General features: G+C 53.8%; 20 protein-coding genes. 15 read left to right on the forward strand and 5 right to left on the reverse strand.

Going from position 1 to position 22,937, the window contains the following annotated elements; translation table 11 throughout:
- Positions 1-11: 11 nt before the first annotated feature.
- From HH216_RS09820 to HH216_RS09880, 13 genes are all read left to right on the forward strand, one after another.
- Entirely contained in the window at positions 12-740 is a 729-nt protein-coding gene (locus HH216_RS09820; protein ID WP_169550659.1) for an ABC transporter ATP-binding protein, read from the forward strand.
- 227 nt (positions 741-967) lie between these two features.
- Positions 968-1,726 carry a response regulator gene (locus tag HH216_RS09825; RefSeq protein ID WP_169550660.1) on the forward strand — a complete coding sequence of 253 codons (759 nt, stop codon included), beginning with the start codon at positions 968-970 and terminating at the stop codon, positions 1,724-1,726.
- 313 nt (positions 1,727-2,039) lie between these two features.
- A complete protein-coding gene (locus HH216_RS09830; protein WP_169550661.1) occupies positions 2,040-2,444 on the forward strand; it encodes a curlin repeat-containing protein in 405 nt (134 codons plus the stop codon).
- A gap of 30 nt (positions 2,445-2,474) precedes the next feature.
- A complete protein-coding gene (locus tag HH216_RS09835) occupies positions 2,475-3,977 on the forward strand; it encodes a hypothetical protein (protein WP_169550662.1) in 1,503 nt (500 codons plus the stop codon).
- Between the two features lie 363 nt (positions 3,978-4,340).
- Positions 4,341-4,574 (forward strand): hypothetical protein, encoded by a 234-nt coding sequence (locus HH216_RS09840; RefSeq protein ID WP_169550663.1) that lies wholly within the window; start codon positions 4,341-4,343, stop codon positions 4,572-4,574.
- A 426-nt stretch (positions 4,575-5,000) separates the two neighbouring features.
- On the forward strand, positions 5,001-5,756 hold the full coding sequence (locus tag HH216_RS09845; protein WP_169550664.1) for a hypothetical protein: 756 nt from the start codon (positions 5,001-5,003) through the stop codon (positions 5,754-5,756).
- Positions 5,757-5,924: 168 nt separating this feature from the next.
- Positions 5,925-8,540, forward strand: a complete 2,616-nt coding sequence (locus HH216_RS09850) for a beta strand repeat-containing protein (RefSeq protein ID WP_169550665.1) — start codon at positions 5,925-5,927, stop codon at positions 8,538-8,540.
- 74 nt (positions 8,541-8,614) lie between these two features.
- Positions 8,615-9,013, forward strand: a complete 399-nt coding sequence (locus tag HH216_RS09855) for a hypothetical protein (RefSeq protein ID WP_169550666.1) — start codon at positions 8,615-8,617, stop codon at positions 9,011-9,013.
- Positions 9,014-9,186: 173 nt separating this feature from the next.
- A complete protein-coding gene (locus tag HH216_RS09860) occupies positions 9,187-9,792 on the forward strand; it encodes a hypothetical protein (protein WP_169550667.1) in 606 nt (201 codons plus the stop codon).
- Positions 9,793-9,796: 4 nt separating this feature from the next.
- On the forward strand, positions 9,797-10,321 hold the full coding sequence (locus tag HH216_RS09865; RefSeq protein WP_169550668.1) for a CsgE family curli-type amyloid fiber assembly protein: 525 nt from the start codon (positions 9,797-9,799) through the stop codon (positions 10,319-10,321).
- Positions 10,322-10,353: 32 nt separating this feature from the next.
- Positions 10,354-10,776 carry a curli production assembly/transport component CsgF gene (locus tag HH216_RS09870; protein ID WP_169550669.1) on the forward strand — a complete coding sequence of 141 codons (423 nt, stop codon included), beginning with the start codon at positions 10,354-10,356 and terminating at the stop codon, positions 10,774-10,776.
- Positions 10,777-10,855: 79 nt separating this feature from the next.
- Positions 10,856-12,271, forward strand: a complete 1,416-nt coding sequence (locus HH216_RS09875; protein WP_169550670.1) for a CsgG/HfaB family protein — start codon at positions 10,856-10,858, stop codon at positions 12,269-12,271.
- 23 nt (positions 12,272-12,294) lie between these two features.
- Positions 12,295-13,830, forward strand: coding sequence for a carboxypeptidase regulatory-like domain-containing protein (locus tag HH216_RS09880; protein WP_254448763.1), 1,536 nt, complete (start codon positions 12,295-12,297; stop codon positions 13,828-13,830).
- A gap of 3 nt (positions 13,831-13,833) precedes the next feature.
- On the opposite strand, the gene HH216_RS09885 is transcribed toward HH216_RS09880, so the two are convergent.
- From HH216_RS09885 to HH216_RS09900, 4 genes are all read right to left on the reverse strand, one after another.
- Positions 13,834-14,046: a hypothetical protein gene (locus HH216_RS09885; protein WP_217371901.1), complete on the reverse strand. Its 213-nt coding sequence runs from the start codon at positions 14,044-14,046 to the stop codon at positions 13,834-13,836.
- A gap of 148 nt (positions 14,047-14,194) precedes the next feature.
- Complete coding sequence (locus HH216_RS09890) at positions 14,195-14,605, reverse strand: putative toxin-antitoxin system toxin component, PIN family (protein ID WP_169550672.1); 411 nt, start codon at positions 14,603-14,605, stop codon at positions 14,195-14,197.
- A complete protein-coding gene (locus HH216_RS09895; RefSeq protein WP_169550673.1) occupies positions 14,602-14,826 on the reverse strand; it encodes a hypothetical protein in 225 nt (74 codons plus the stop codon). The genes HH216_RS09890 and HH216_RS09895 overlap by 4 nt, the downstream gene beginning before the upstream one ends.
- Positions 14,827-15,005: 179 nt before the next feature.
- Entirely contained in the window at positions 15,006-18,455 is a 3,450-nt protein-coding gene (locus HH216_RS09900) for a pyruvate carboxylase (RefSeq protein ID WP_169550674.1), read from the reverse strand.
- A 333-nt stretch (positions 18,456-18,788) separates the two neighbouring features.
- Between HH216_RS09900 and HH216_RS09905 the strand changes: the two genes are divergently transcribed.
- Positions 18,789-19,721 (forward strand): homoserine kinase, encoded by a 933-nt coding sequence (locus tag HH216_RS09905; protein ID WP_169550675.1) that lies wholly within the window; start codon positions 18,789-18,791, stop codon positions 19,719-19,721.
- A gap of 72 nt (positions 19,722-19,793) precedes the next feature.
- Here the strand turns inward: HH216_RS09905 and HH216_RS09910 are convergent, their stop codons facing one another.
- Complete coding sequence (locus tag HH216_RS09910; RefSeq protein ID WP_169550676.1) at positions 19,794-20,171, reverse strand: hypothetical protein; 378 nt, start codon at positions 20,169-20,171, stop codon at positions 19,794-19,796.
- A gap of 392 nt (positions 20,172-20,563) precedes the next feature.
- Here HH216_RS09910 and HH216_RS09915 point away from each other — a divergent pair, with 392 nt between their 5' ends.
- Positions 20,564-22,924: a glycoside hydrolase family 20 protein gene (locus tag HH216_RS09915; RefSeq protein ID WP_169550677.1), complete on the forward strand. Its 2,361-nt coding sequence runs from the start codon at positions 20,564-20,566 to the stop codon at positions 22,922-22,924.
- Positions 22,925-22,937: the final 13 nt, after the last annotated feature.

Raw genomic sequence — 22,937 nt, forward strand, 5'->3', positions numbered from 1 at the left:
TGGGAACGGAGATGAATATTATTGAAACCAGTCAGATTGCGAAGCGGTACGTTATGGGTACCGAGGTTGTCGAAGCCTTAAAGTCGATTACCATCCAGATCAAAAAGGGCGAATACGTTGCCTTCATGGGCCCGTCGGGGTCGGGTAAGTCGACGCTGATGAATATTGTCGGCTGTCTGGATACCCCCACGTCGGGCCATTATATTCTCAACAACCAGGACGTCAGCCGGATGGGGGAGAACGATCTGGCTGAAGTACGCAATAAAGAGATTGGCTTCGTCTTTCAAACCTTCAACCTGCTGCCCCGGCAAACCTCGCTCGAAAACGTGGCCCTACCGTTGATTTACGCAGGCTACAATAAAGCCGACCGCACGGAGAAAGCCATGCTGGCCCTGAAAAACGTCGGGCTGGAAAACCGGGCGCACCACCGCCCCAACGAGCTGTCGGGTGGGCAGCGGCAGCGCGTGGCCGTAGCCCGCGCACTGGTCAACGACCCCAGTATTTTACTGGCCGATGAACCGACCGGTAACCTCGACACCCGCACCTCATACGAGATCATGGACCTCTTCGATCAGATTCACAGCAAGGGTAATACCGTGATCATGGTCACCCACGAAGAAGACATCGCCGAGTATGCGCACCGTATCATTCGGCTCCGTGACGGCCTGATCGAAACCGACCGTATAAACCCTAACGTTCGCAAGGTCAATCTACTCATGCAGCCGGCGACAAATAGCTGATTCTGCGTAAGCGGTAATCAGGTAGATCGTTCTTTATCAGTGGATTAACCAGGTGTTTTGTTCATTCATACACAATAACACGTCGTTGATATACAACAAGTCGTATTCGGTACACGAGTGGCCAAGTGCCGACCCAACTGGGTAGTGGCCAATAGATGGGCGCAGTAGTCTAATAGCTGTGGTGTATTACTACACTTACGCCTATCCCAAAACCACAGTACCCTTGCATGAACCACACCACGCGAATCAACATTCTGTTGATCGAAGATGAACCTATTCTGGCCATGGACCTGGCCGACCGGCTGGAAGGAGAAGGCTACCGTGTCATCGGTATTGCTTCCAACGGCCCTAAAGCGCTCGAACTTTATCAGACAAACACCGTCGACGTAGTCCTGTGCGACATCGTCATCAAAGGAGAATGGGACGGCATCGAAACTGCCCGCTACCTGCTGGCCGAACGGCCTGTGCCGCTCATCTACCTGACGGCCATGACCGACCGCGATACGCTGGAACGGGCCAAACACACCTATCCCGCAGCCTACCTGAATAAACCCGTTCAGCTAGCCAGTCTGCGCACAGCCATTGAATTAGCCATCAACAACGCTGCCGCCCGTCCCGCTTTACCAACACTGGTCGAGCGGGATGGTATGGGGCGGGAAGCGCTGTTGCAGATAAACAACTGGCTGTATATCAGGGAGAAATATCATTTCGTTCGCGTCGATATGCACGATCTGCTATACCTGGAAGCCGACAACACGCACACCAAACTGATTACGACGACCCGCAAGTACATTCTGCGGCTAACGTTGAGCAGCATTCTTGATCGCATCAGTCAGCCCTGGCTGGTCCGCATCCACCGGTCGTACGCCATCAACATCAATACGGTCGAGTCGTTCAACGATGCTGAGATCAGTGTCGGGTCGCAACTGTTGCCGCTGAGCCGCAGCTGTAAAGACGACTTCATGCGTCACTTTCTGTACCGCTAGTTCGTTCACTGCTGAATCGTTGCGATTCACCTACCAAACGACGTCATTCACTACCATTTCCGGGCAACCATGATTGGTCCATCCTATATTTGATTCACTATCCTAACCTCTCCCATGAACAGTATCTACACATTCTTCGCTCCGGCCGCCCAGTAACCCCGCCGGACTCACTCCGCCACTTTATCGGTTCGTTTTTAGTCGCTCATCCGGCCAATGCTCTGGCTTGATGAGTTGGGACTTCACTACACCCAATTTGGGCGGACACAGTCTCTTTTTGTTTGAATTATACTACTGTCAATCAGCAAGTTGAATTATGAAAAATCTCTTTTCTTCGCTGCTGGCCATGCTGACGGCGGCTAGTGCCTTCGGGCAAAATAGCGTCAGTATTGTGCAAAACGGCGGTCCCGGCAACTCAGCATCCGTTATTCAGTCGGGTGAAGGCAACAGCGTCAGCATCAGCCAGCGTGGTGGCGCGGCTACCGATGGCAGTAAGCCCGGCAACCGGGTAAGTCTGCGGGTGCCTCGGGGCACCGAAACGACGATCAACCAGCAAAATGTCGGTTCCAATTCGGTCGAGATTTCGCAGGAGGGTCAGGCTACGGCGACCATCAATCAGTCGTCGGCGACGGGCGAAAACAGTATTCACACGCTCCCCGGTATGCCCGATAGTCGCTCGAAAGCCCGTCCATCAAAACGGCGGAATCGGCGGCAGCAGTAATGTTTTTTACCTTTCTTTTTAACTATCCCAATGAAAAAAGTACTCCTTACCGGCACCGCGCTGCTGGCTTTTGCAGCCGCAGGCTTTGCCCAGACCAACACCGCCACCACCAATCAGAATGGCGACAAACAAACCGCTAGTCAGACGCAGACGGGCAATTACCTAAAGTCGACGATCACCCAGGACAAGCAGGGTGGCACGAACGTCGGCAATTATGCGGGAACGCTTCAAACTAGCACGGGTGCGGCTGGCAATGAAGCGGTAATCAATCAGAACCTGAACTCAAAGTCGAACCGGGCGGCTGTAACGCAGTCGGGCGGTACGGGTAACAAGGGCACTATCACCCAGAGCAACAACAGCGGTGGTGGTGAATTGCAGGTGGGCAGCGGAACCACGCCGGCTGATGTGAAAGCAGCAGGTGGCAACTGGTCAGGTATTCTCCAGCAGGGCAGCAACAACACCAACACGTACATCATTCAGGGGAATAACGCCAGCAAGAACTTCGGCGAGATTTACCAGTACGGCTCTGCCAACCGCCAGACATCGATTGACCAGTCTGACAACTCGAACGGCAACACGGCAAAGGTAAACCAGGGGACCAGCAATGCCCCTATCACGAATGGCAGGGTTCAGGTGTCGCAACAGGGCAACAGCCAGGATAACGAAGCATACGTAACACAGTTGACAAGCAGCAATGACGCAACTGTCATTCAGAATGATAATAGCCGGGCTAACAAGGCAACTATAAATCAGACGGGTGGTATTGAATCGACGGCCAAGGTTGAGCAGCGGTATGGTTCGTCTGGTAACACGGCAACCGTTACACAGCAAGAGAGTAGTAATACGGGTACTGTCGAGCAGAATGAGAATAGTCATGGTAACACAGCTGATATCACGCAGAAAGGCTACGGAGGTGTGGCAACGATTAAGCAGAACACCAACTCCGCAGGCAATAAAGCATCGATCATGCAGGGTGGTGCCTTTAATCAGGGAGCCATCAATCAGACTAACGCATCTGGTAATAGAGCCGACATCAACCAGAAAGGGTATGAGAACGTGGCAGCCATCAATCAGACTAAGGCCGCTGGTAACGTAGCCGCCGTTAATCAGAACGGGAATTATAACACGGCAACCATTACTGAGAATTACGCAGATAACGGCAAAGCAACCATCAACCAGAGTTTGGTACGGCCCGAAGGTGGTTCGAACACAGCCGAAATCCTGCAAGGCGACGGTTCCACGCACAGCTCCGGAAACAAGGCAACGATCAATCAGGACTTCAGCAAAAATACAGCGAAGTTGCAGCAGGTGGGAGTTGAGAACACGGCTGACCTGAGCCAAATGATGGGCGATTTCAACGTGATTAAAGGTCTTGGCGATAGCCCGTATGCATTGCAGCAGGGAAACAACAATATGCTGAAGGTGACTCAAACTTCGGGTGACGGTACCAGCTCATATGTACCCAACACTGCCAACGTAAGCCAGATCGGTAATGGCAACATGACAACGATCCGCCAGATGGGGGTCAATTAGTCATTCCGAAGTCATGAATCGGTTATGATCGGTGTACTCCTGCCAATCATAACCGATTCAGCAAATGGTCGAAACAGATCGTATAAACCCCAACGTTCGCAAGGTAAATCTACTCGTGCGACCGGCAACAAGTAGCCGATTCTGCGTGAGCGGCAACAAGGTAGATTGTTCGTCAACAGTGGGTTAGCTAAGTGCTATAATCATTCACACCTGATAAAGCGCAGTTGATATACAACAAGCTGAGTTTGGTACACGAATGACCAGATGATACCCGAACGAGAAGTGGCGGATGGGTGTGCAGAGTAGTCTAATGGATGTAGTGCATCAATACAATTCTTTCTATCCATAACCACAATAAGTACCATGAAAATGTCCGCTCGAATCAACGCTCTGTTGATCGAACATGAACCCGGTCTGGCCATGCACCTGACCGACGGGCCGGGAGAAGGCTACCGCGTCGGTATTGCCAGCAAGGGCCCCAAGTCCCCCGAACTTTATCAGACAACCATCGTCGATGTCGCCATCAAAGGGGGAATAAAACAGCATCGAAACTGCTTGTTACCTGCTGGCCCATGCCGATCAGTCATCTGGCGGTAGCACCGAAAACAACGCCTGTCTGAGACAGCGTAGCGGTGATACAGCTGCTTTTTGCTGGGGGCGTTTAGTTGAGCAGCCTGTGTTATCAGCTGTCGACTCAGGTACATAAGCAACTCACGTAAGCCACTTACAATTCATGTAAGCCGCGGGCTGTCAATTAGTCGACGCCCACAGGGAATAGTTATGTTCCCGAACGACGATTCGTGTGCCCGAACCGCCCAATATGGGCTAAGTCGGCCATTCCGAATTTACCCATCGTAGTTCACCGGACAACGCAGGGTAACGCACGTACAACAAGGTGATAACGCTCGCTGGCCAGGAGTCAATCGCCCAGAGAAAACGCTCTTACGACACAGAAAGGCGCATAAGACGCTAAAAGACCTTACGTTCCAATTCATCCTTTTTTAATTTTTACCATCCAAAACCATGAAAAAAGTAATTCTTTCTCTTTCTGCTGCATGTGCAATCACCACTGCTTTTGCTCAAAACCAAGCTACCCTCGATCAATCTGGAAATAGCCAACAGGCAACAATAAAGCAAGCTGGCCAAAACCAAGCTTTAGTTACACAGAACAACGGGGCAGGAACGGCTGGTGGTAATATCCTAACGTCTAGCCAGACAGGGACCTTTAACTACCTGAAGTCTACGCAGTCTGGAACGACGAACACAGCCGATTTTAAGCAGTACATGCAGGGTAGTTCGTACGCCACCTCGACTCAAACGGGAACCTCAAACAAGATCACATCGGAGCAGGCGAGCATCACCCGTACATCTGCCTCGGGGTATTTCACTCAAGACGGTACCAGCAACGAAGCAACACTCAGCCAGGTTGACAATGTTGATGGTCAGGGAGGCACACTAGCTACATTTAAGCAAACCGGTAATAGCAACGTAGCATCTATTAAGCAGGGTGATGCGAAAACTGGTGACGCGAACACGGCTACCATTACCCAGAACGGTAACTCGAACAAAGCTAAGCTTGAGCAATTAGGCGTTCTGAACAATGCCGACTTTTCTCAAGTTGGCAACAGCAACGTAATCAAAGGGTTGAGTGGTGATGTCGCCCTTCAGAACGGTACGTCTAACAACCTCACGATTAGCCAGACCAGTAATTTCAACACTGCTTCGGTTGGTCAGACTGGCATGGGAAACATGGGCAATATCCAGCAGGGTAACCAATAATTGGTTCGCTTGAGCGGCTCAAGCCTGCAATGGTACTAACAAGCCGCCCTCCTGGCAGGGCGGCTTGTTTCTATTCTACTTAAAAGGTATTGTACTCAATTCTTGCCTTTTCATATACAGCCTGCCATTAATCGGACTATTACTGTTCACCCTTTTCAATTTGTCCACATGAAGAAAAGTATCCTCACCGGTGTAGCGCTTATGGTTTTTGCCGCAGCAAGCTACGCTCAATCAAATCAGGCTACGCTCAATCAGGTCGGTAATCAGCAGATAGGAAACGTCACGCAGGTCGGCAATTCGTTACAATCGAACATCCAGCAAACGAGCGCTTCCGGGATTACCAACACTGGAAACTACGCTAACACTTCGCAGGCCCCTAACTACTTGCCGTCGTCGTCTAACCAGGCCACTATCAATCAGTTGGGCAACAAGTCTGGTTTCGCTAACATAGGCCAGGAAGGTTCCGGCAATACGTCTACCATCAATCAGAATAACAATACAGGTGGCAATGGCATCCAGAGCACAGCGGCCAGCGCACCGGGTACCGTAGCCGACGCCAACAACGTTCCCAATCAGGCGGGTATCAATGCCGTAACGGGCAACGGAGGCAACTACGCCAATACGTACCAACGGGGGGATAATGAGACTGTAACTGTTAACCAGAACAACAGTTCAGCGAGTAACTACACCGATGTCCGGCAAGATGGCGGGGGGGGACAAACGGTAACCGTGAACCAGAACAACACCAGTTCTGGCAATAAGACAACCACTAATCAGTTTGGCTTTTCCAACAACCTGAACGTTAGTCAGTCCAACAATTCGTCGGGCAACACGGCGGCTGTTCGCCAGGGATTCTCGGCGGCTGTGAGTGGCCCAAACACAAACGGAGCGCTGGCTACTGTTGAGCAGAATGGTCTTGTTGGTGGGGCGGCCAGCAGCGGTAACCAGTCGACAATTAACCAGATCGCAACGGGTGGTGGCACAACGGCGCTCAGTCAGCAAAATGCAGGTGGATTGGGTGCGTCGCTGGGCAACACGGCGCAGATCGATCAACGCAATGGTAGTCATCAGGCTACCGTTCAGCAGAATAACAAAAGCACAAACAACACGGGTACCGTGTCGCAGCAGGGTTCGGGCAACGGCGCTACCGTTGTTCAGTCTGTGAACAGTGCTGGCAACCGGTCGGCTGTTGTACAAACCGGTACCAATGGTCAGGCCTTTACCAATCAGCTGGGTACATCGGCCATTGTCAGCTCGGAAAACAGAATTTCGGTTGATCAGGCGGGTGATCGGCAAACAGCAACGATCAACCAGAATGCCGGCACTAACGGGCCAAGCAGTGGCAACCGCAGTACCAGCACGCAGCGGGGAGCACTCAATACAACGACCGTTAACCAGAACGACTGGAGTATAGGAAACCAATCGACAGTAACGCAGTACGGGGCCGGTACTACTGCCAACACGGTTGTGGTCAACCAATCGGGTACGTCGGCACGGCCCACTGTGAACAACAAGGCAACTGTTTCGCAGGGAACAGCGGCATCTGCCTGGGATAACAACAGGTCAACGACGTCTCAACTGGGTACTTTCAACGAAGTCACTGTGGCCCAGATAGGTGGCAACAGTAATGCGGTTTCATCTGAACAGACAGGTAACCAGAACGTATCTACCCACAACCAGAATGGAGCGTCGAACTCGATTGTCGAGTTTACATATGGCAGCAACAACCGGCTTGACGTCATGCAAGCAGGAACGGCCAACGGAGCCCGGATTCAGATGCTGCCAAACGGTACGGTAGGTGGTAATGATAACAATAACAGCAAGATTGCTCAATCGGGTGCGGCCAACTACGCGGAACTGAATCTGAGAGCAGCCAACTCGTCGCTGCCTGGCTCTCCCAACTTCCTGATCGACCAGACAGGTCGGAGCAATTTTGCCAAACTGGAGGTGCGTGGTAGTTCAGGCACCGGTTCAGGCAATCCCGGCCTGAATAACTCGGTTCAGATTGTTCAATCGGCATCATCGGCAGGCGGTACCCTGGGTCAAACGGCCAACGGGTTAGTCTGGGGCGATCAGAACGCGGTAACCATCAATCAGTCGGGCGTTGACGACAACACCATCGGTGGTACAACAACCGGGCAGTATGGTTTCGAAGTTAAAGGCAACAACAACACGGTTGGCTTAACGCAAAATGGCAACAAAAACAGCATCAACATGGGTATCACCGGTGGTATTGCGGGTCATGGAAACAAGGTGGCCATTAACCAGACCAACAGCAATAACCAGGTAGGCACAGGGTTCGGTGGTGGCTCAACAGTTACGGATGCCTCTGCCCGAGGGTTGTACATTACCGGCAACGGCAACTCAGTTGACATCAGCCAGGATGGTGGCGACGAAGTAAAAGTACTCCAGAATGGTGATGACAAACTAGTGGTCAAACAGCAGAATGGTATGTCGAACGTTGCTCAGTCGAACCGGGTGCTTATTGACCAGGGAGCGGGGAGTCAGGACGCTGCCATTACGCAGAACGGCGCAGGCAACTTTGTGTACGGCCTGGGCGGTGCGGGCACGTTTGCCGTACAGGGTGGTGGATCGCCCAACAAAGCGGTTGTGACCCAGAGTGCAGCGAACGGTTTTACGAACGAACTGCGCCTTAGCCAGATCAGTACGGGTGCTATGAATATGGCAACGGTCACTCAAAATGCAACGGGAGCCAGTAATCTGGCCACAATCAATCAGAATGGGTCGGGCAATACGGCTACGATCAATCAAGCGGCTAACTAAATGCTCGACGGGAAGGCTGAATTCGTTTGTCCAGCCTTCCCGTTTAGAACAGATTACCCATAAACCTTATCATTATGAAAAACATCATCCTTTTAGGGCTGGCGGCTTTGGGGGCCACATCGGCCACTGCACAAAATACAGCGGTTGTCACGCAGCAGGGTAACACGCACGAATTATCGGTTGTGCAGCGTGGCTCGGGCAACACATCGGTGGTTAACCAGACAACTGCCGGGTCTTCAAATAGGGTAGCCATCACGCAGTCGGGCGCTAATAACGTCACCACTATTAATCAGGGTGGAGAGTCGACCCGCAGTGATACCAGCACGCAAAATACAGTCACGGCAACACAGGCTGGCGAGGGGGAAACCATCATAAACCAAACCAACGGAGGCAATACGATAAGTGTCTATCAGTCTGGTATGGCCCCCACCGACAAAAAGAAGAAAACCAGCCCAAAGCGGTCTACAAACTAGTTACGGCGGAGCCGATTACCGACGCTGTCAGACCAGTAAGAGACGAATTCAGGCAATACAGTATCAGGCTATAACAACTCAGTACGGATCAGGTAGTTGGCATATTTACGCCAATCGTACCGGCAGTCGATGCGCAATGCTTACTAGGTAGTAACCCAATGTCAGATTTACTCATGAAACGTCTATTTATCTTGCTGCTTGGTATGATTTGTGGAACGGCTAGTGCTCAGGTGAATTCAGTTCCAACAAACAGTCTGGATGCTTATTGGAACCTGACTTCGATACCAAATCAGGCGCAGGTAAGTTTACAACCGGGTCTGACAAATCTGGCTGGCCTGAGCGGTTCCAGCAATGAGGTTACCGCACGGCAGGATGGCCTCAACAACACAGCGCAGCTATCCGTTATGGCAGGTTCCCAAAATCAACTGACGCTTACGCAGGCCAACAATGCCAACTACGCAGATGCCACATTGTCGGGCGTCAGCAACACCATTGTTATCAATCAAACGGGGGGAAACAACAACCTCGCCTTCGGGCTAAACGGTACCAACAACCGGCTCGCGCTTACGCAGGACGGGGGCGATCGGCTCCAGATGGTAGGGCTTCAGCAGAACAACACCCGTCTCGAAGTGAATCAGGGGGCTGGTAATAACTCGCTGACTATAGATAATACGACGTTGTTCAAAGACGTCAATGGCACCGGTATCCCTAACCTACGCATCGAACAAACGGGGGGCGCTACAGCTACCATCCAGAACGGGCGGATTTTTGGCAATTAAAGCGATGACGACCTTACGTAACCTACTGCTCATTTGTCTGGTGCTGCTCCAGCTGGTCTGCCGGGCACAGGACCCAGATCTGGACGGCAAACTCATTGAGGAGACAATGAGCGAAGCAGTTATAGCCGAAGAGGGAACCGAGACATTGCTGCTCGACAACACCCGGTCAAAAATCGGGCGTGATTTCTACGAAGCATTCTTCCGGTATTACGCCGAGCTTCCCAAAGCAGCGTCGCCCGCCCTGATGCCCGCTGACAGTACGGTTAAAGTAACGCCCAACCTTGAACTGGATATCAACGCGTTTATCGTCACCATTGAGGAACTGCCTGCTTTTGGCGTTGGCACGAGCATCATATCTATCTCCCTGAACGACCAGCTTATCTGGCAGAATTACATACAGGCCCGGCAGGATGTCCTCGAAGCGTACGCCCTCAATGCGGCTGAGACAATCAACCAGTACGTTGTCAATTATCAGGAAGTGCAACGATCACTGGAAAGCGACGACCAAAAGGGAAGTGGCATGTTTTAATTACAGGAACCCCTCTCGTACTAGAATCTATTATGAAAAAACTTTTACTGGCAGCCTTCTTACTGATTGGTTTAGCCGCACGTTCATCAGCGCAATCGTTCGTGTACCACCCCAACAACCCCAACTTCGGCGGTAACACGTTCAACTATTCCTGGATGCTAAGCCAGGCTCAGGCCCAGGATCGTAACGTCGATCCTACAGCCAGACGGACAGCATTCGCCAGTAGTACGTCCAACAGTGCGCTCTCAACGTTTGCCCAGAATTTACAGAATCAGCTGCTAAGCCGAATCACCAATAATCTGTTGAGCAAGCAATTTGGGGAGTCGTCTTTGCAGCCGGGCACGTACAAGTTCGGCGATTTTCAGGTCGAAATATCGAATGGTACGGATGGTATCGTTCTGCGGATCGTGGATGGAAAAGGGGGCGAGACGTCAATTACGATTCCTTATTTCTGATCGGGCGATATCCAATAAAAACCCCTTCGCCTTCAGTCGGTAGGCTCCACCCACTCGTACCTTCTCTTTTTCTATTTCCATGAATCCACGCGCTTCAAAAGCGGTTCAGGTACTACTCCTGAGCAACTTAGCCAGTCTTTTAGCCGGCTGTACCGCTTTTTTTTATCAACCAACAGAAGCCCGGCGCGCTCGTCTGGGCGAAGAAACACCCGTAACCAGTAGTCTACGCCAACTGCCTGCTGCTAAAGAAAAGCTGGTAGCGGCCGTGTACAAATTCCGGGATTTGACAGGTCAGTACAAACAGACAGAAACCGGGACTGGCTTCTCAACCGCTGTTACGCAGGGAACCACGAACATCCTGCTCAAAGCACTCGAAGAGAGCGGCTGGTTTGTGGCCATTGAGCGGGAAAACGTCAGTAACCTGCTCAATGAGCGCAAGATTGTCCGCTCCAGCGTGGCGCAATTTAAAGATGGCGAAAACCTGCCCCCGCTTCTCTTCGCCGGGATTATTCTGGAGGGTGGTGTGGTTTCGTACGATGCCAACATCATCACGGGTGGCGGTGGTCTGCAATACTTTGGCGCGGGTGGATCAACTCAGTATCGTCAGGATCGGGTAACGGTTTATCTGCGTGCGGTATCCACAAAATCCGGAAAGATTCTCAAAACCATCTACACCTCGAAAACCATCCTGTCGCAGACGGTCAACGCCAGCCTGTTTCGCTATGTGACGTTCAAGCGATTGCTGGAAACCGAAACCGGCCTGACCACCACCGAACCGGGACAAATGGCCGTAACGGAAGCCATCGAGAAAGCCGTCGAGGGGCTGATCATCGAGGGCGTGCGCGACGGGCTGTGGGCTGCCGAAGCCAAGCAGGCCGGGCCGATGAAGCGGGTTGTCGATGCGTACGAAGCCGAGAAGACCCGGATGAGCGAAACCGACGTGTATGGCATCCGTCCCGAAATCGACGCGCCCCTCGTTACGCTACAGCCCTACGCCGGGGTCATGCGTTACTACGGTGACTACGCCCGGCACACGATGAAAGGCGTTTATGGCGCGTCGCTGGACGTGTTTTTTACTTCGAAATTCGGCCTACAGGCCAATGCTGCAACGGGTACGCTCGCCAGTGAAGGGGCCTTCTCGACCCGCATAACATCGCTGGAGGGCAACCTGATCTTCCGGCCGACACCATTTCAGCACTGGACCTCGCTGCTCTTCATTGGTGCGGGCATGGTGTCGCGGGCGGGCAGCGGACCTTTGAATCTACAGGGCGACCGCTACTTGCAGGTGCAGGGGGGCGCGGGTATTCAGTATTCGACAAACGGGCTGTTTGGCTTTCGCTCGACCATCTCCTATAACCAGCCGTTTACCGACGCGCTCGACGGTATTGTGGCCGGAGACCGCAACGACTATTATCTGCGCGGTACGCTGGGCCTGACGCTGAACATTGGCAGTATCTACCGACCTAAACGTACCCCCGTCAAAACTCGTAAATAACCACTCTTCATCACTCAATAGCCGTGATCCCCCGACCTCTTTTCCCCAAATCGTTTTTATTCCTGCTTACACTGCTGACTGGCTTAGTCGGCCTGTGGAGTTGCAACGAAGATATTTACGTTGACCCGGTACAACTGACGACCATACGCGGTCGGGTCGTGTACAGCCTTGATCAGCAGCCCGCCCGCAATGCGACCGTCAAGCTGACGCCCGGCAGCCGGGTTGTCTCAACCGACTCGTCGGGAACGTTCCGCTTCGATAGTGTCGTGGTGGGTAGTTACACCGTGCAGGCGTCAAAAACAGGTTACGGCACGCAGGTGGCAACGGTATCGGCAACGGTAGGTACGTCGCCCGTCGTGACTATTCAGCTTACTGATGATAAGTCGCAAAACCGCCCTCCGAGCACGCCCACGCTGGTATCGCCCGCCCTCAACAGCACGGCCCAATCGACCACGCTGACGCTGAAATGGTCGTCGACCGACCCCAACCGCGACACGCTGACCTACAACGTACTGCTGTACCGGGCCGGTGCCGCCACGCCCACCAGTTCGTATACCGGCCTGACGGCCGATTCGGTGGTTGTGTCAGGGCTGGAGTACAACACGACGTATCTGTGGCAAGTGATCGTGAGCGACAAGGTAAACACTGTGAACGGGCCGGTATGGTCGTTCCAGACGGGGTCGTACCCCGATTATACCTACGTCTTCGCCCGGCGCATGAACGGGCAGTTTCAGCTATTCGGTGCTACGGCGGCTGGTGCCGTAAGTCAGCTTACCCGTGACGGCAGTAACTGGCGACCCATCATAAGCCCCAACCGGCAGCGCATCGCCTTTATTTCCAACACCGATACCGAACTGCAACTGTACACGATGAACCTGGACGGCAGCAACCGGCAGCAGGTAACGTCGGTACCTATCGCGGGGCTGTCGGCGGCTGATCTGTCGTTCTGCTGGTCGCCCGACGGCACGCAGTTGCTGTACCCCAGCAACGACCGGCTCTATGCGGTCCGCACTGACGGAACGGGCCTGCGCGTGGTAGCGCGGGCCAGTAGTGGCCGTATCTGGGCCGGTTGCGACTGGACCCCGCAGGGCAACCGTATTGCCGCGCGCACGACCGGTACTGGTCTGTACGACAACGAACTGAGCGTATTCAATACGGATGGCAGCGCAGCCCAGACCGTCTATACCCGACGGGCGGCCCGTGTGGGTAACCCAGTCTTTTCCATCAACGGGCAGCAACTGCTGTTCTCCGCCGACTCGACCGATTTCCAGAACGAGCAGGGTCGCCAGCTCGATGCCCGGCTCTACCGGCTCAACCTGACGACTGGCTCGCTAACTGACCTGTCGCGGATTCAGATAACTAACAATCAGACGGCGCAGACAAACAAGACCGCCGGGACAAACGATCTCGAACCACGTTTTTCGCCCACCGGTGCCAGCATCATCTTTACCAACACGGATAACACCGGCATCGGTCAGCGCAATGTCTACACTGTCGATGCCAATGGGCAGAACCGCAAACAGATTCTGTCGCAGGCCGAGATGCCGTATTGGCGATGAAGTTTACGACGTAGCTTGATCGCGGATGGTCAGCTTATCGACTTCCAGCTCGCCGATGTGTAACTTTTTGATTAACGCCCGGCCAACAGCAAGCTGCCCGATGGCTAACGCGCCAATTGCCAGCGCACCCACGGCCATCGCACCGGCGGCAAATGCACCGATAGCCAGTCGCCCGGCCGCTGCCTGACTGATTTGTTTTTCTGCGGTTCGGGTCAAGAAGGAAGATTTGTGCTTTGACATAGTCGTAGTTGATTAGTCAACAACCAGTAAACGCACCAGTAAGCAAAGGGTTATCAACACAGCGGCACGGAGCGTACAGAGAGTTTATACTCCGTATTCTCTGTGCCGCTGCATTGAAAAATCCTTACAGTTTGTCCAGTAATGATTTGAACACGTCCAGATTGATAACTTCTAGCCTGGGGAAGTCTACGGTTGCTAGCACTTCATAGTGCTTGTCTTCCGTCACGATAAAATCAACGTTCGCTGCGAAAGCGCAGTCAACGAATTTATCGTCGTCGGGGTCATTGGTAATCAGAGGCCAATGGAAAAAAACGTCGACCTGATGGATATGATCCGATTGAGTCAATAACTGATAAACTGGCTCAGAAACCACCGGACTGAAATAGCGGTCGATCAACTCAACATATTCTGTCAGTATCTCATTGGAGATGTATAGGTCAAAGCGCTTTTGGCGAATGGCTTGAAATAGCCAATGGTAGGGCGAACGCGTTGATATCGATACCAGTAGACAATTGGTGTCCAGAACGATCTTCATTCTGCCCTGCCTTTTCGAAAATCAGTCGTCAACCACTGTGTCATCAATTCATCGGAGTAGCCTCTTTCGTCCCAAACAGCATCGGCAGCCTGTGATGCTTTTTCGGCGAAGTAATCGACAATGCGCTGATTGATTGCCAGCAGGTCTTCGTCTGATACCTGACTGGCATATAACTTCAGCAGACTCATCTGCAAATTCGACAAAGGTGGATTTGTTGACATAATCGTACCGCTTTTGTCTAAAGTTACGACAATTCTGTAATCTAAGATTCTTGTCATGTCTAGGGGAAAACATAGACAGAGCAGACAAAAATGTCTCAACACAGAGGCACGGAGAACACGGAGCGTAAAACCTCCGTGTTCTCCGTGCCTCTGTGTTAAAAAACTTTTTAAAACTCGTTTTACGACAATTCTACGACCCAGTCGTCCTGCTCGACGACGGTGCCTTCTGAAAGCACGATCTTCGACACCTTACCTACTCTTGGTGCCGATACGATGCTCTCCATCTTCATGGCTTCGATGACGAACAGTGGCTGATTCTTCTTCACCTCATCGCCAACCTTGACCATGATGCGCGTCAGCCGACCCTGTAACGGCGCACCCACGTCAGCGGGCTTGCTCACCTTGGCGTTCTGCTGCTTCTCGACCTTCGACGCCCGATCGCGCACCTGTACCTGACGGCTTTGCCCGTTCAGTTCAAACGTGATCGTCCGCATACCGTACTCGTCGGGTTCGGATTTGAACAGCAGCCGTACCAGGATGTTTTTGCCTTCCTCGATCTCGATCAGAATCTCCTCGTTCTCTTTCAGCCCGTAGAAGAATGCGGGTGTCGGAATCACGCTGACATCGCCGTATTGGTCGTTGGCCTTGTAGTACTCATCGTACACCTTTGGGTACATCTGGTACGACAGATAGTCCTCGAAACCAGCGTTGAGCGGGTATTTTTCTTCGAACTTTTTAAAGTCAGCGTCGAAGTCGATGGGTTTCAGGTGCTCGTTCGGGCGACCCGTAATCGGCTCTTCGCCTTTCAGCACGGCCGCTTGCACATCTTTGGGGAAGCCGCCCACCGGCTGACCTAGCTCACCTTTGAAGAAGCCCCGTACCGACTCTGGAAACGCCAGCGATTCACCCCGGCTGACGACATCGTCGGCGGTCAGGTTGTTGGCCGTCATGAAGATTGCCATGTCGCCGACGACCTTCGAGGAGGGTGTTACCTTCACGATGTTGCCGAACAGGTCGTTGGCCACGACGTAGTTTTTCTTCAGCGTCTCGAACTTGTCGCCCAGCCCCGTCGCGATGGCCTGCGGCTTGAGGTTGGAGTACTGTCCGCCCGGAATCTCGTTTTCGTAGACCTCCGCGCTGCCCGCCTTCATGCCTGACTCAAACGGATAGTAGTACTCCCGTACGTCTTCCCAATAGTTGGAATACGCGTTGAGCGAGCTAAGATTTACCGGTGATTCGCGCTCGTGGCCCTGCATCATCGCCACCACCGAGTTGAAGTTCGGCTGCGAGGTCAGGCCCGATAACGCACCCAGTGCGCAGTCGATGATGTCGACGTTGGCGTCGACGGCTTTCAGGTAAGTAGCTGCCTGAATACCAGCTGTGTCGTGGGTGTGCAGGTGAATCGGGATGTTGACGGCCTGCTTCAGTTCGCGCACCAGTACCTCCGCCGACAGTGGTTTTAGTAACCCGGCCATGTCTTTGATACACAGCAGGTGCGCGCCTTCGTCCTCAAGCTGACGGGCCATGTCGAGGTAATACTGAAGCGTATATTTCGTCTCGTCGGGCGAAAGCATATCGCCGGTGTAGCAGATGGCTGCTTCGCAAAGCGCGTCTGTGCGTTCGCGGACGGCCTTCATGCTCACTTTCATCGCTTCGATCCAGTTGAGCGAGTCAAAAATGCGGAACACGTCGATGCCCGTTTCCCACGATTTCTCCACGAATTTCTCGATCAGGTTGTCAGGGTAAGCCGAGTAGCCGACAGCGTTGGAACCGCGAAACAGCATTTGCAGCAGCATGTTGGGCATGGCTTCGCGCAGAGCCGCCAGTCGTTTCCACGGGCTTTCGTAGAGAAACCGCATCGCTACGTCGAAAGTGGCCCCGCCCCAGACTTCCATAGAAAACAGTTCGGGGTTGGCTTTAGCAAAACCGTCGGCTACCTTCTGCAAATCCTGCGTCCTGACGCGCGTCGCCAGCAGCGATTGGTGGCCGTCGCGGAAGGTAGTGTCGGTGTAGAGAATGCCCTTATGGTCTTTTACCCAACCGGCAAATTTCTCGCGGCCCATATCTTTCAGGCGGTTGCGGTTACCGTCGGGGTAGGGGCTGTAGGGGTCCGAAAACGGCACGACGGGCGTACGAAACACCTTGCTGTCGTCTTTCTTCTTTACCTCCGGGTTGCCGTTGACAATAACGTCGGCGAGGTAGTTGAGCGCGCGCGACGAACGGTCCTGCGGCTTGCGGAAGTCGAACAGTTCGGGGTGCGTTTCGATAAACGATACCCGCGCTTCGCCCCGCTGGAAAATGGGGTTGCTGATGACGTTCAGCAGGAAGCCGATATTCGTTTTTACCCCCCGGATACGGAATTCGAGCAGTGCCCGCGTCAGCCGTTGGGTAGCGCCTTTCAGCGTCCGTCCCCGCGCCGATACCTTCACGATCATCGAGTCGAAGTAGGGCGAGATCTTCATGCCCGCGTAGCTGCTGCCCTCGTCGAGCCGGATGCCGAAACCAGCCGCGTTGCGGTAGGCCGTAATCGTGCCGAAGTCGGGTTTGAAACCGTTGGCGGGGTCTTCCGTCGTGATACGGCACTGAATGGCAAAGCCGTTGAGCGGCACCTCGTCCTGATGCGTGATATAGATGCCGTTGTCGCTGAGCCGGTAGCCCATCGCAATCAGAATCTGCGTTCTAACGATGTCGATCCCTGTAATTTCTTCCGTGATCGTATGCTCGACCTGAATCCGTGGGTTGACCTCGATAAAGTAGATATTCTCGTTTTTGTCGACCAGAAATTCGACTGTACCAGCGTTGGAATAGTTTACCGCCCGGCCCAGTTGCAGGGCGTAATCGTAGAGTTTCTGCTTGGTTTCCTGCCGCAGCCCAAACGACGGGGCTACTTCGACAACCTTCTGAAACCGGCGCTGCACCGAACAGTCGCGTTCGTAGAGGTGAACGATATTGCCGTACTGATCGCCCAGCAATTGTACTTCGATGTGCTTGGGGTCTTCGATGAATTTTTCGAGGAAGATCGTGTCGTCGCCGAAAGCGTTTCTCGCTTCGTTTTTCGCTTCAGCAAACGCTTTCTCGAAATCTTCGGCCTGCCGTACCACGCGCATGCCGCGCCCACCGCCCCCAGCCGCGGCTTTCACCATCACCGGAAAACCGATTCGTCCGGCTTCCTGCAAGGCAAACTCCGGTGTCATATCCGGCTCGCGCGAGTCGGGAATCAGCGGCACGTTTGCGGTTGTCGCCAGGTTTTTAGCGCGCACTTTATCGCCCAGCGCGTCCATCGCTTCGGGCGACGGACCAACGAAAATGATACCTTCCTCGCGGCACCGCCGGGCCAGCTTTACGTTTTCCGACAGAAAGCCGTAGCCGGGGTGAATAGCGTCGATCTGATGGTGTTTGGCCAGCAGAATAATACCTTCTACGTCGAGGTAGGGTTTGAGTGGGTCTTCGTCGCGACCAATTTTGTAGGCTTCGTCGGCTTTGTAGCGATGGAGCGAATAGCGGTCTTCGTAGGTGTAAACGGCTACGGTGGTGATACCAAGCTCGGTAGCAGCCCGCATGATGCGGATGGCGATTTCACCCCGGTTGACAACGAGCAGGCGTTTGATCGGGCGGATGTAGTCCTTCATCGGTTAGTAAACAAAGTAGCGCAATGGAGATGCAGCCAGTTGAGGAGGCTTTCGTGCTCCGGCAGGTGATCGATAAACGATTGACATGGCAATTTTGCTGAAAAATTGTAAATCTGCCCGTTTCGCCCCACAATCATTGGTAAATACAGCGCTTTTGAAAAATAATACAGTAGTCGCCGGCCTGAAAACAGCATGAGTATAAATACGCAGACGGTGGTAGCTGGTATCAGCGACAGGTCAGTTGGTAGCGGGGCTGGGTTCGATTGGTTTTCAGGCCCCGAATTGCTAAACTTGCACCGCCCCGAACGCGGGGACTGCTTCTCTGAATTTACTGTGGAATCCATTCGCGTATTTGCCCCGGCTACCGTTGCCAACGTAGCCTGCGGGTTCGATATTTTTGGCTTTGCCGTCGCCAGCCCCGGCGATGAGGTAGTACTGACCCGTAGTGAAACGCCCGGTGTGCGCATTACCGACATCATCGGCGACGAAGGGCGGCTACCGCGCGAAGCCAGCCGTAACACGGCCGGTATTTCCATCCAGAAATATCTTCAGCATATCGGCCAGCCTGAGCTGGGATTCGAGATGGTGCTCAACAAGCAGATGCCGTTGGGCAGTGGGCTTGGTTCCAGCGCGGCCAGTGCGGTAGCGGGTGTGTTTGCCGCCAACGAATTGCTCGGTCGCCCGCTGACGCCCCTGCAACTGCTGCCGTTTGCGATGGAAGGAGAGCGCATCGCCTGCGGATCGGCCCATGCCGACAACGTAGGGCCGTCGCTGCTGGGTGGTTTCGTGGTTGTGCGTAGCTATAACCCGCTCGACGTGGTCAGAATTCAGACCCCGGCTTCGCTGTACTGCACGCTCGTTCACCCCGACATTGAGGTGAATACCAAAGACGCCCGGTTTATCCTGAAAAATGAAGTCTCGCTGAAGAATACCATCATACAGATGGGCAACGTCGCCGGGCTGATTGCGGGTCTGATGACGCCCGATTACGACCTGATCAGCCGTTCATTGGTCGACGTTATTATCGAGCCCGTCCGGTCGATTCTGATTCCTGAATTCAACGAGGTGAAGCAGGCTGCGCTGGATGCCGGTGCGCTGGGGTGCAGCATTTCCGGCTCCGGCCCATCGATGTTTGCCCTGAGCCGCGACGCCGACGTCGCCGAGCGCATTGGCGCGGCTATGCAGCAGGCGTTTCTGGCCGTTGGTATTACCAGCGAAGCCTACGTATCCGAAATCAACCAACAGGGACCAAAAGTACTGGCCTAATAGCTGTAAACTGATTTCTCTACGCTGGAGAGAAATCAGTTTACAGGCGAGAATAGCGGGTTGAATGAGCTACTAGAGCTGCTCCCAGTTGAGTTTCCAGCCGTCGAGCATATGTGGGATGCCGACGCCCGGCTGCCGGGGCTGTTCCGTTGCCACCATCGATAGCGGGGTTGTCTGCTGCGTTTTAGCGGAAGTCGTCCGGTCGGTACGCATGTACACCCGGCCCGCTGCACCCTGTACCGTCTCGACGTGAGCGTAGATCAGATCGCCCACGGCAAACGACTGATCGCCAATTTTCATCGGCTCGACGACCTTAAATACGCAGGCTGCCCCAAGCCGCAGCAGACCCGTGTCCAAACAGCGTGTTTTCAGTATCTGTGCGCCAGCGGGAGCTTTGGCTACACTGCTATCCGCCGATGAAAGCGTTGCTATAGTTTTTTGGGTCGACATTGAAACGGCGGGTCTGTTCAATGCAATCGATGCTTGCTCCTGCGCTATGGCAGGCAGTATACTACAAGAGACTATACAGGTGAAAGCAAGACCAGGTAGAGAGAGACGCATGGTAGAACAAGTGAACTGTGGAAAAATTCGTTTTGTATTCTTCACACTAAGTAAACGGAATAGTAATATATAGTGATTTTATCGGAACAATATCCCTGCCATGTTTTTTAATCGTAAAATAAAATTCGTATGACAAATTAATCCTTTGTGATCTGGGTAAATTACAAGTTTACTGTTGCTAAACCGTCGCCTGTTAAGTGAATGGGGGCTAAGACGGTCAACCGGTGGGGACAAATGAAAATCGACGTATTTTTGACGGTACTATTTTCAATGTCTCCTTCATGTTCGCCCGCCATTGGTTGCTGAGTGTGTTTTTCTTCCTGTTGGTTCAGACCAGCTTCAGCCAGACCACCAACCGTTATACCATCATTCCCCGCCCCGCCCGGCTTGACCCGCGCGCCGGGCAGTTTCTGATCAGCCGCACCACGACGCTGCTGATACCCCCCGGTCAGGCCGATCTGAAAGCCGTTGCTGATACGTTTGCCCGTCAGCTCAACCGGGCTACGGGCGTGGCCCTGACCGTACGGGTCAGCAACCGTATGGCTGTGCCGGGCAACATCATTCAGTTTATACCCGCCCGCGATACGGCACTGGGTACGGAAGGCTACCGCATCGACATCACCGATAATCTTGTGACGGTGGAAGCCGCCCGCGCCAACGGATTTTACTACGCCGTGCAGACGCTGCGCCAACTGTTGCCACCAACCGCACTAGCGCCGACCCGGACGCTGCCAGATAGCGGTTTGACAACGCTGGCCGTTCCTGCCTGTCGGATCGAAGACCGGCCCCGTTACGTGTATCGCGGACTCCACCTCGACGTGAGCCGCCACTTCTTTCCAGTCTCGTTCATCAAGCAGTACATCGATCTGATGGCACTGCACAAGATCAACACGTTTCACTGGCACCTGACCGATGATCAGGGCTGGCGTATCGAGATCAAAAAATACCCGAAACTAACGCAGATCGGTGCTAACCGGCGCGAAACACTGGTGGGCCATTACGATGAGTTCGACCCGCAGGTGTTCGACGGTAAACCGTATGGCGGCTTCTACACACAGGACGAAGTACGTGAAGTTGTGCGCTATGCCACGTCGCGGTTCGTGACCGTCGTACCGGAGATAGAGATGCCCGGCCACGCGCTGGCAGCTCTCTCGGCCTACCCGGAACTGGCCTGCGCGCCGGGCCCCTACAGTGCCGCAACGAAGTGGGGTGTATTCGACGACGTTTTCTGCCCAACCGAGAAAACGTTTTCGTTTTTGCAGGATGTACTGACTGAAGTAATGGGCTTATTTCCCGGCAAATACATTCACATCGGCGGTGACGAGTGTCCGAAAGTAGCCTGGAAAAACAGCGCGTTCTGTCAGCAACTGATGAAGCGCGAAGGCCTGAAAGATGAAAATGAACTGCAAAGCTATTTTATCCGCCGTATCGACAAGTTTGTAACGGGTAAAGGTCGGCGGATTATCGGCTGGGATGAAATTCTGGAAGGTGGCCTGTCGCCCAACGCGACGGTGATGAGCTGGCGCGGTACGAAGGGCGGGCTGGAAGCGGCCCGGCAAAAGCACGACGTTGTGATGACGCCCGGCGGCTTCTGCTACTTCGACCATTACCAGGGCGACCCGGCGCAGGAGCCAACCGGTTTCGGCGGAAGCCTGCCCCTGTCGCAGGTGTATTCGTACAACCCTACCCCCGCCGAGCTTTCTCCCGCCGACGCGAAGCATATTCTGGGTGTGCAGGGTAATATCTGGACGGAATACATTCCGGATGTCAACCAGCTGCAATACATGATCTGGCCCCGCGCGGCTGCGCTGGCAGAGGTAGCCTGGAGCCCGCTGGAAGGAAAGAATTATGACGAATTCAGCCGCCGGGTTCCCAGCCTGTTCGACCGTCTGGCCGTTATGAACGTCAACTACGCCCGGGCTGTGTATGATGCGGTGCCGGTTAGCCGGGCTGTTGCCGGTGGGCGCGTTGCCGTGTCAATCAGGCCCGGTAAGCGCATGGACAACGTAACGGACATCCGGTACACAATCGACGGCAGTATTCCTTCGGCTGAATCACCAGTGCTGGTCGACTCGGTATTGCTGGACAAAACAGCAACGGTACGCACAGCCGCTTTCGCTGGGCGTAAGCCGCTGAGTCAGCTGGCGAAGGTGCAAAAGGAGTTTATCGTGTCGAAAGCGACGGGCCGGACCTACACGCTGCAATACCCGGCAACGAGCGGTCGGCCCGACAAAAATGGTAGTTTGACCGATGGCAACACCGCTGGTATGGGGGGCTACGAGGTAGCCGGTGTGGTTTCGTTCGCCGGTGATTTTGGTACGACCGTCGACCTGGGGCAGTCGCAGCCAGTGCAGGGTGTTCGGGTAGGCTTCCTGAAATATACCGCCAAGAATTTCTGTCTGCCGAAGCAAATAGAGGTGTCGGTGTCGGATGATGGGCAGACGTTCCGTCCGGCTGTTACGGTGAAAACAAACGCGCTGGAAAACGGCAAACGCGATATGGTTCGCCTGCCTATTGACTTTGCGCAGACATCAGCCCGCTACGTGCGGATCGTCGCCCGCTCAATCGGTACTGTTCCCGCCGGTATGCGCAACCCCGGCAAATCGGCTCAGCTTGGCGTTGACGAGGTTGAGGTTCGGTAGAAAACAAATCGGC

It is taken from the genome of Spirosoma rhododendri (genome assembly GCF_012849055.1).
In the GTDB taxonomy this organism is placed as follows: Bacteria; Bacteroidota; Bacteroidia; order Cytophagales; family Spirosomataceae; genus Spirosoma; species Spirosoma rhododendri.

Bases quoted from the DNA above. Each gene is read 5' to 3' on its own strand.
- HH216_RS09820 (WP_169550659.1), top strand. From the start codon at position 12: ATGAATATTATTGAAACCAGTCAGATTGCGAAGCGGTACGTTATGGGT.
- HH216_RS09825 (WP_169550660.1), top strand. From the start codon at position 968: ATGAACCACACCACGCGAATCAACATTCTGTTGATCGAAGATGAACCT.
- HH216_RS09830 (WP_169550661.1), top strand. From the start codon at position 2,040: ATGAAAAATCTCTTTTCTTCGCTGCTGGCCATGCTGACGGCGGCTAGT.
- HH216_RS09835 (WP_169550662.1), top strand. From the start codon at position 2,475: ATGAAAAAAGTACTCCTTACCGGCACCGCGCTGCTGGCTTTTGCAGCC.
- HH216_RS09840 (WP_169550663.1), top strand. From the start codon at position 4,341: ATGAAAATGTCCGCTCGAATCAACGCTCTGTTGATCGAACATGAACCC.
- HH216_RS09845 (WP_169550664.1), top strand. From the start codon at position 5,001: ATGAAAAAAGTAATTCTTTCTCTTTCTGCTGCATGTGCAATCACCACT.
- HH216_RS09850 (WP_169550665.1), top strand. From the start codon at position 5,925: ATGAAGAAAAGTATCCTCACCGGTGTAGCGCTTATGGTTTTTGCCGCA.
- HH216_RS09855 (WP_169550666.1), top strand. From the start codon at position 8,615: ATGAAAAACATCATCCTTTTAGGGCTGGCGGCTTTGGGGGCCACATCG.
- HH216_RS09860 (WP_169550667.1), top strand. From the start codon at position 9,187: ATGAAACGTCTATTTATCTTGCTGCTTGGTATGATTTGTGGAACGGCT.
- HH216_RS09865 (WP_169550668.1), top strand. From the start codon at position 9,797: ATGACGACCTTACGTAACCTACTGCTCATTTGTCTGGTGCTGCTCCAG.
- HH216_RS09870 (WP_169550669.1), top strand. From the start codon at position 10,354: ATGAAAAAACTTTTACTGGCAGCCTTCTTACTGATTGGTTTAGCCGCA.
- HH216_RS09875 (WP_169550670.1), top strand. From the start codon at position 10,856: ATGAATCCACGCGCTTCAAAAGCGGTTCAGGTACTACTCCTGAGCAAC.
- HH216_RS09890 (WP_169550672.1), bottom strand. From the start codon at position 14,605: ATGAAGATCGTTCTGGACACCAATTGTCTACTGGTATCGATATCAACG.
- HH216_RS09895 (WP_169550673.1), bottom strand. From the start codon at position 14,826: ATGTCAACAAATCCACCTTTGTCGAATTTGCAGATGAGTCTGCTGAAG.
- HH216_RS09900 (WP_169550674.1), bottom strand. From the start codon at position 18,455: ATGAAGGACTACATCCGCCCGATCAAACGCCTGCTCGTTGTCAACCGG.
- HH216_RS09910 (WP_169550676.1), bottom strand. From the start codon at position 20,171: ATGTCGACCCAAAAAACTATAGCAACGCTTTCATCGGCGGATAGCAGT.
- HH216_RS09915 (WP_169550677.1), top strand. From the start codon at position 20,564: ATGTTCGCCCGCCATTGGTTGCTGAGTGTGTTTTTCTTCCTGTTGGTT.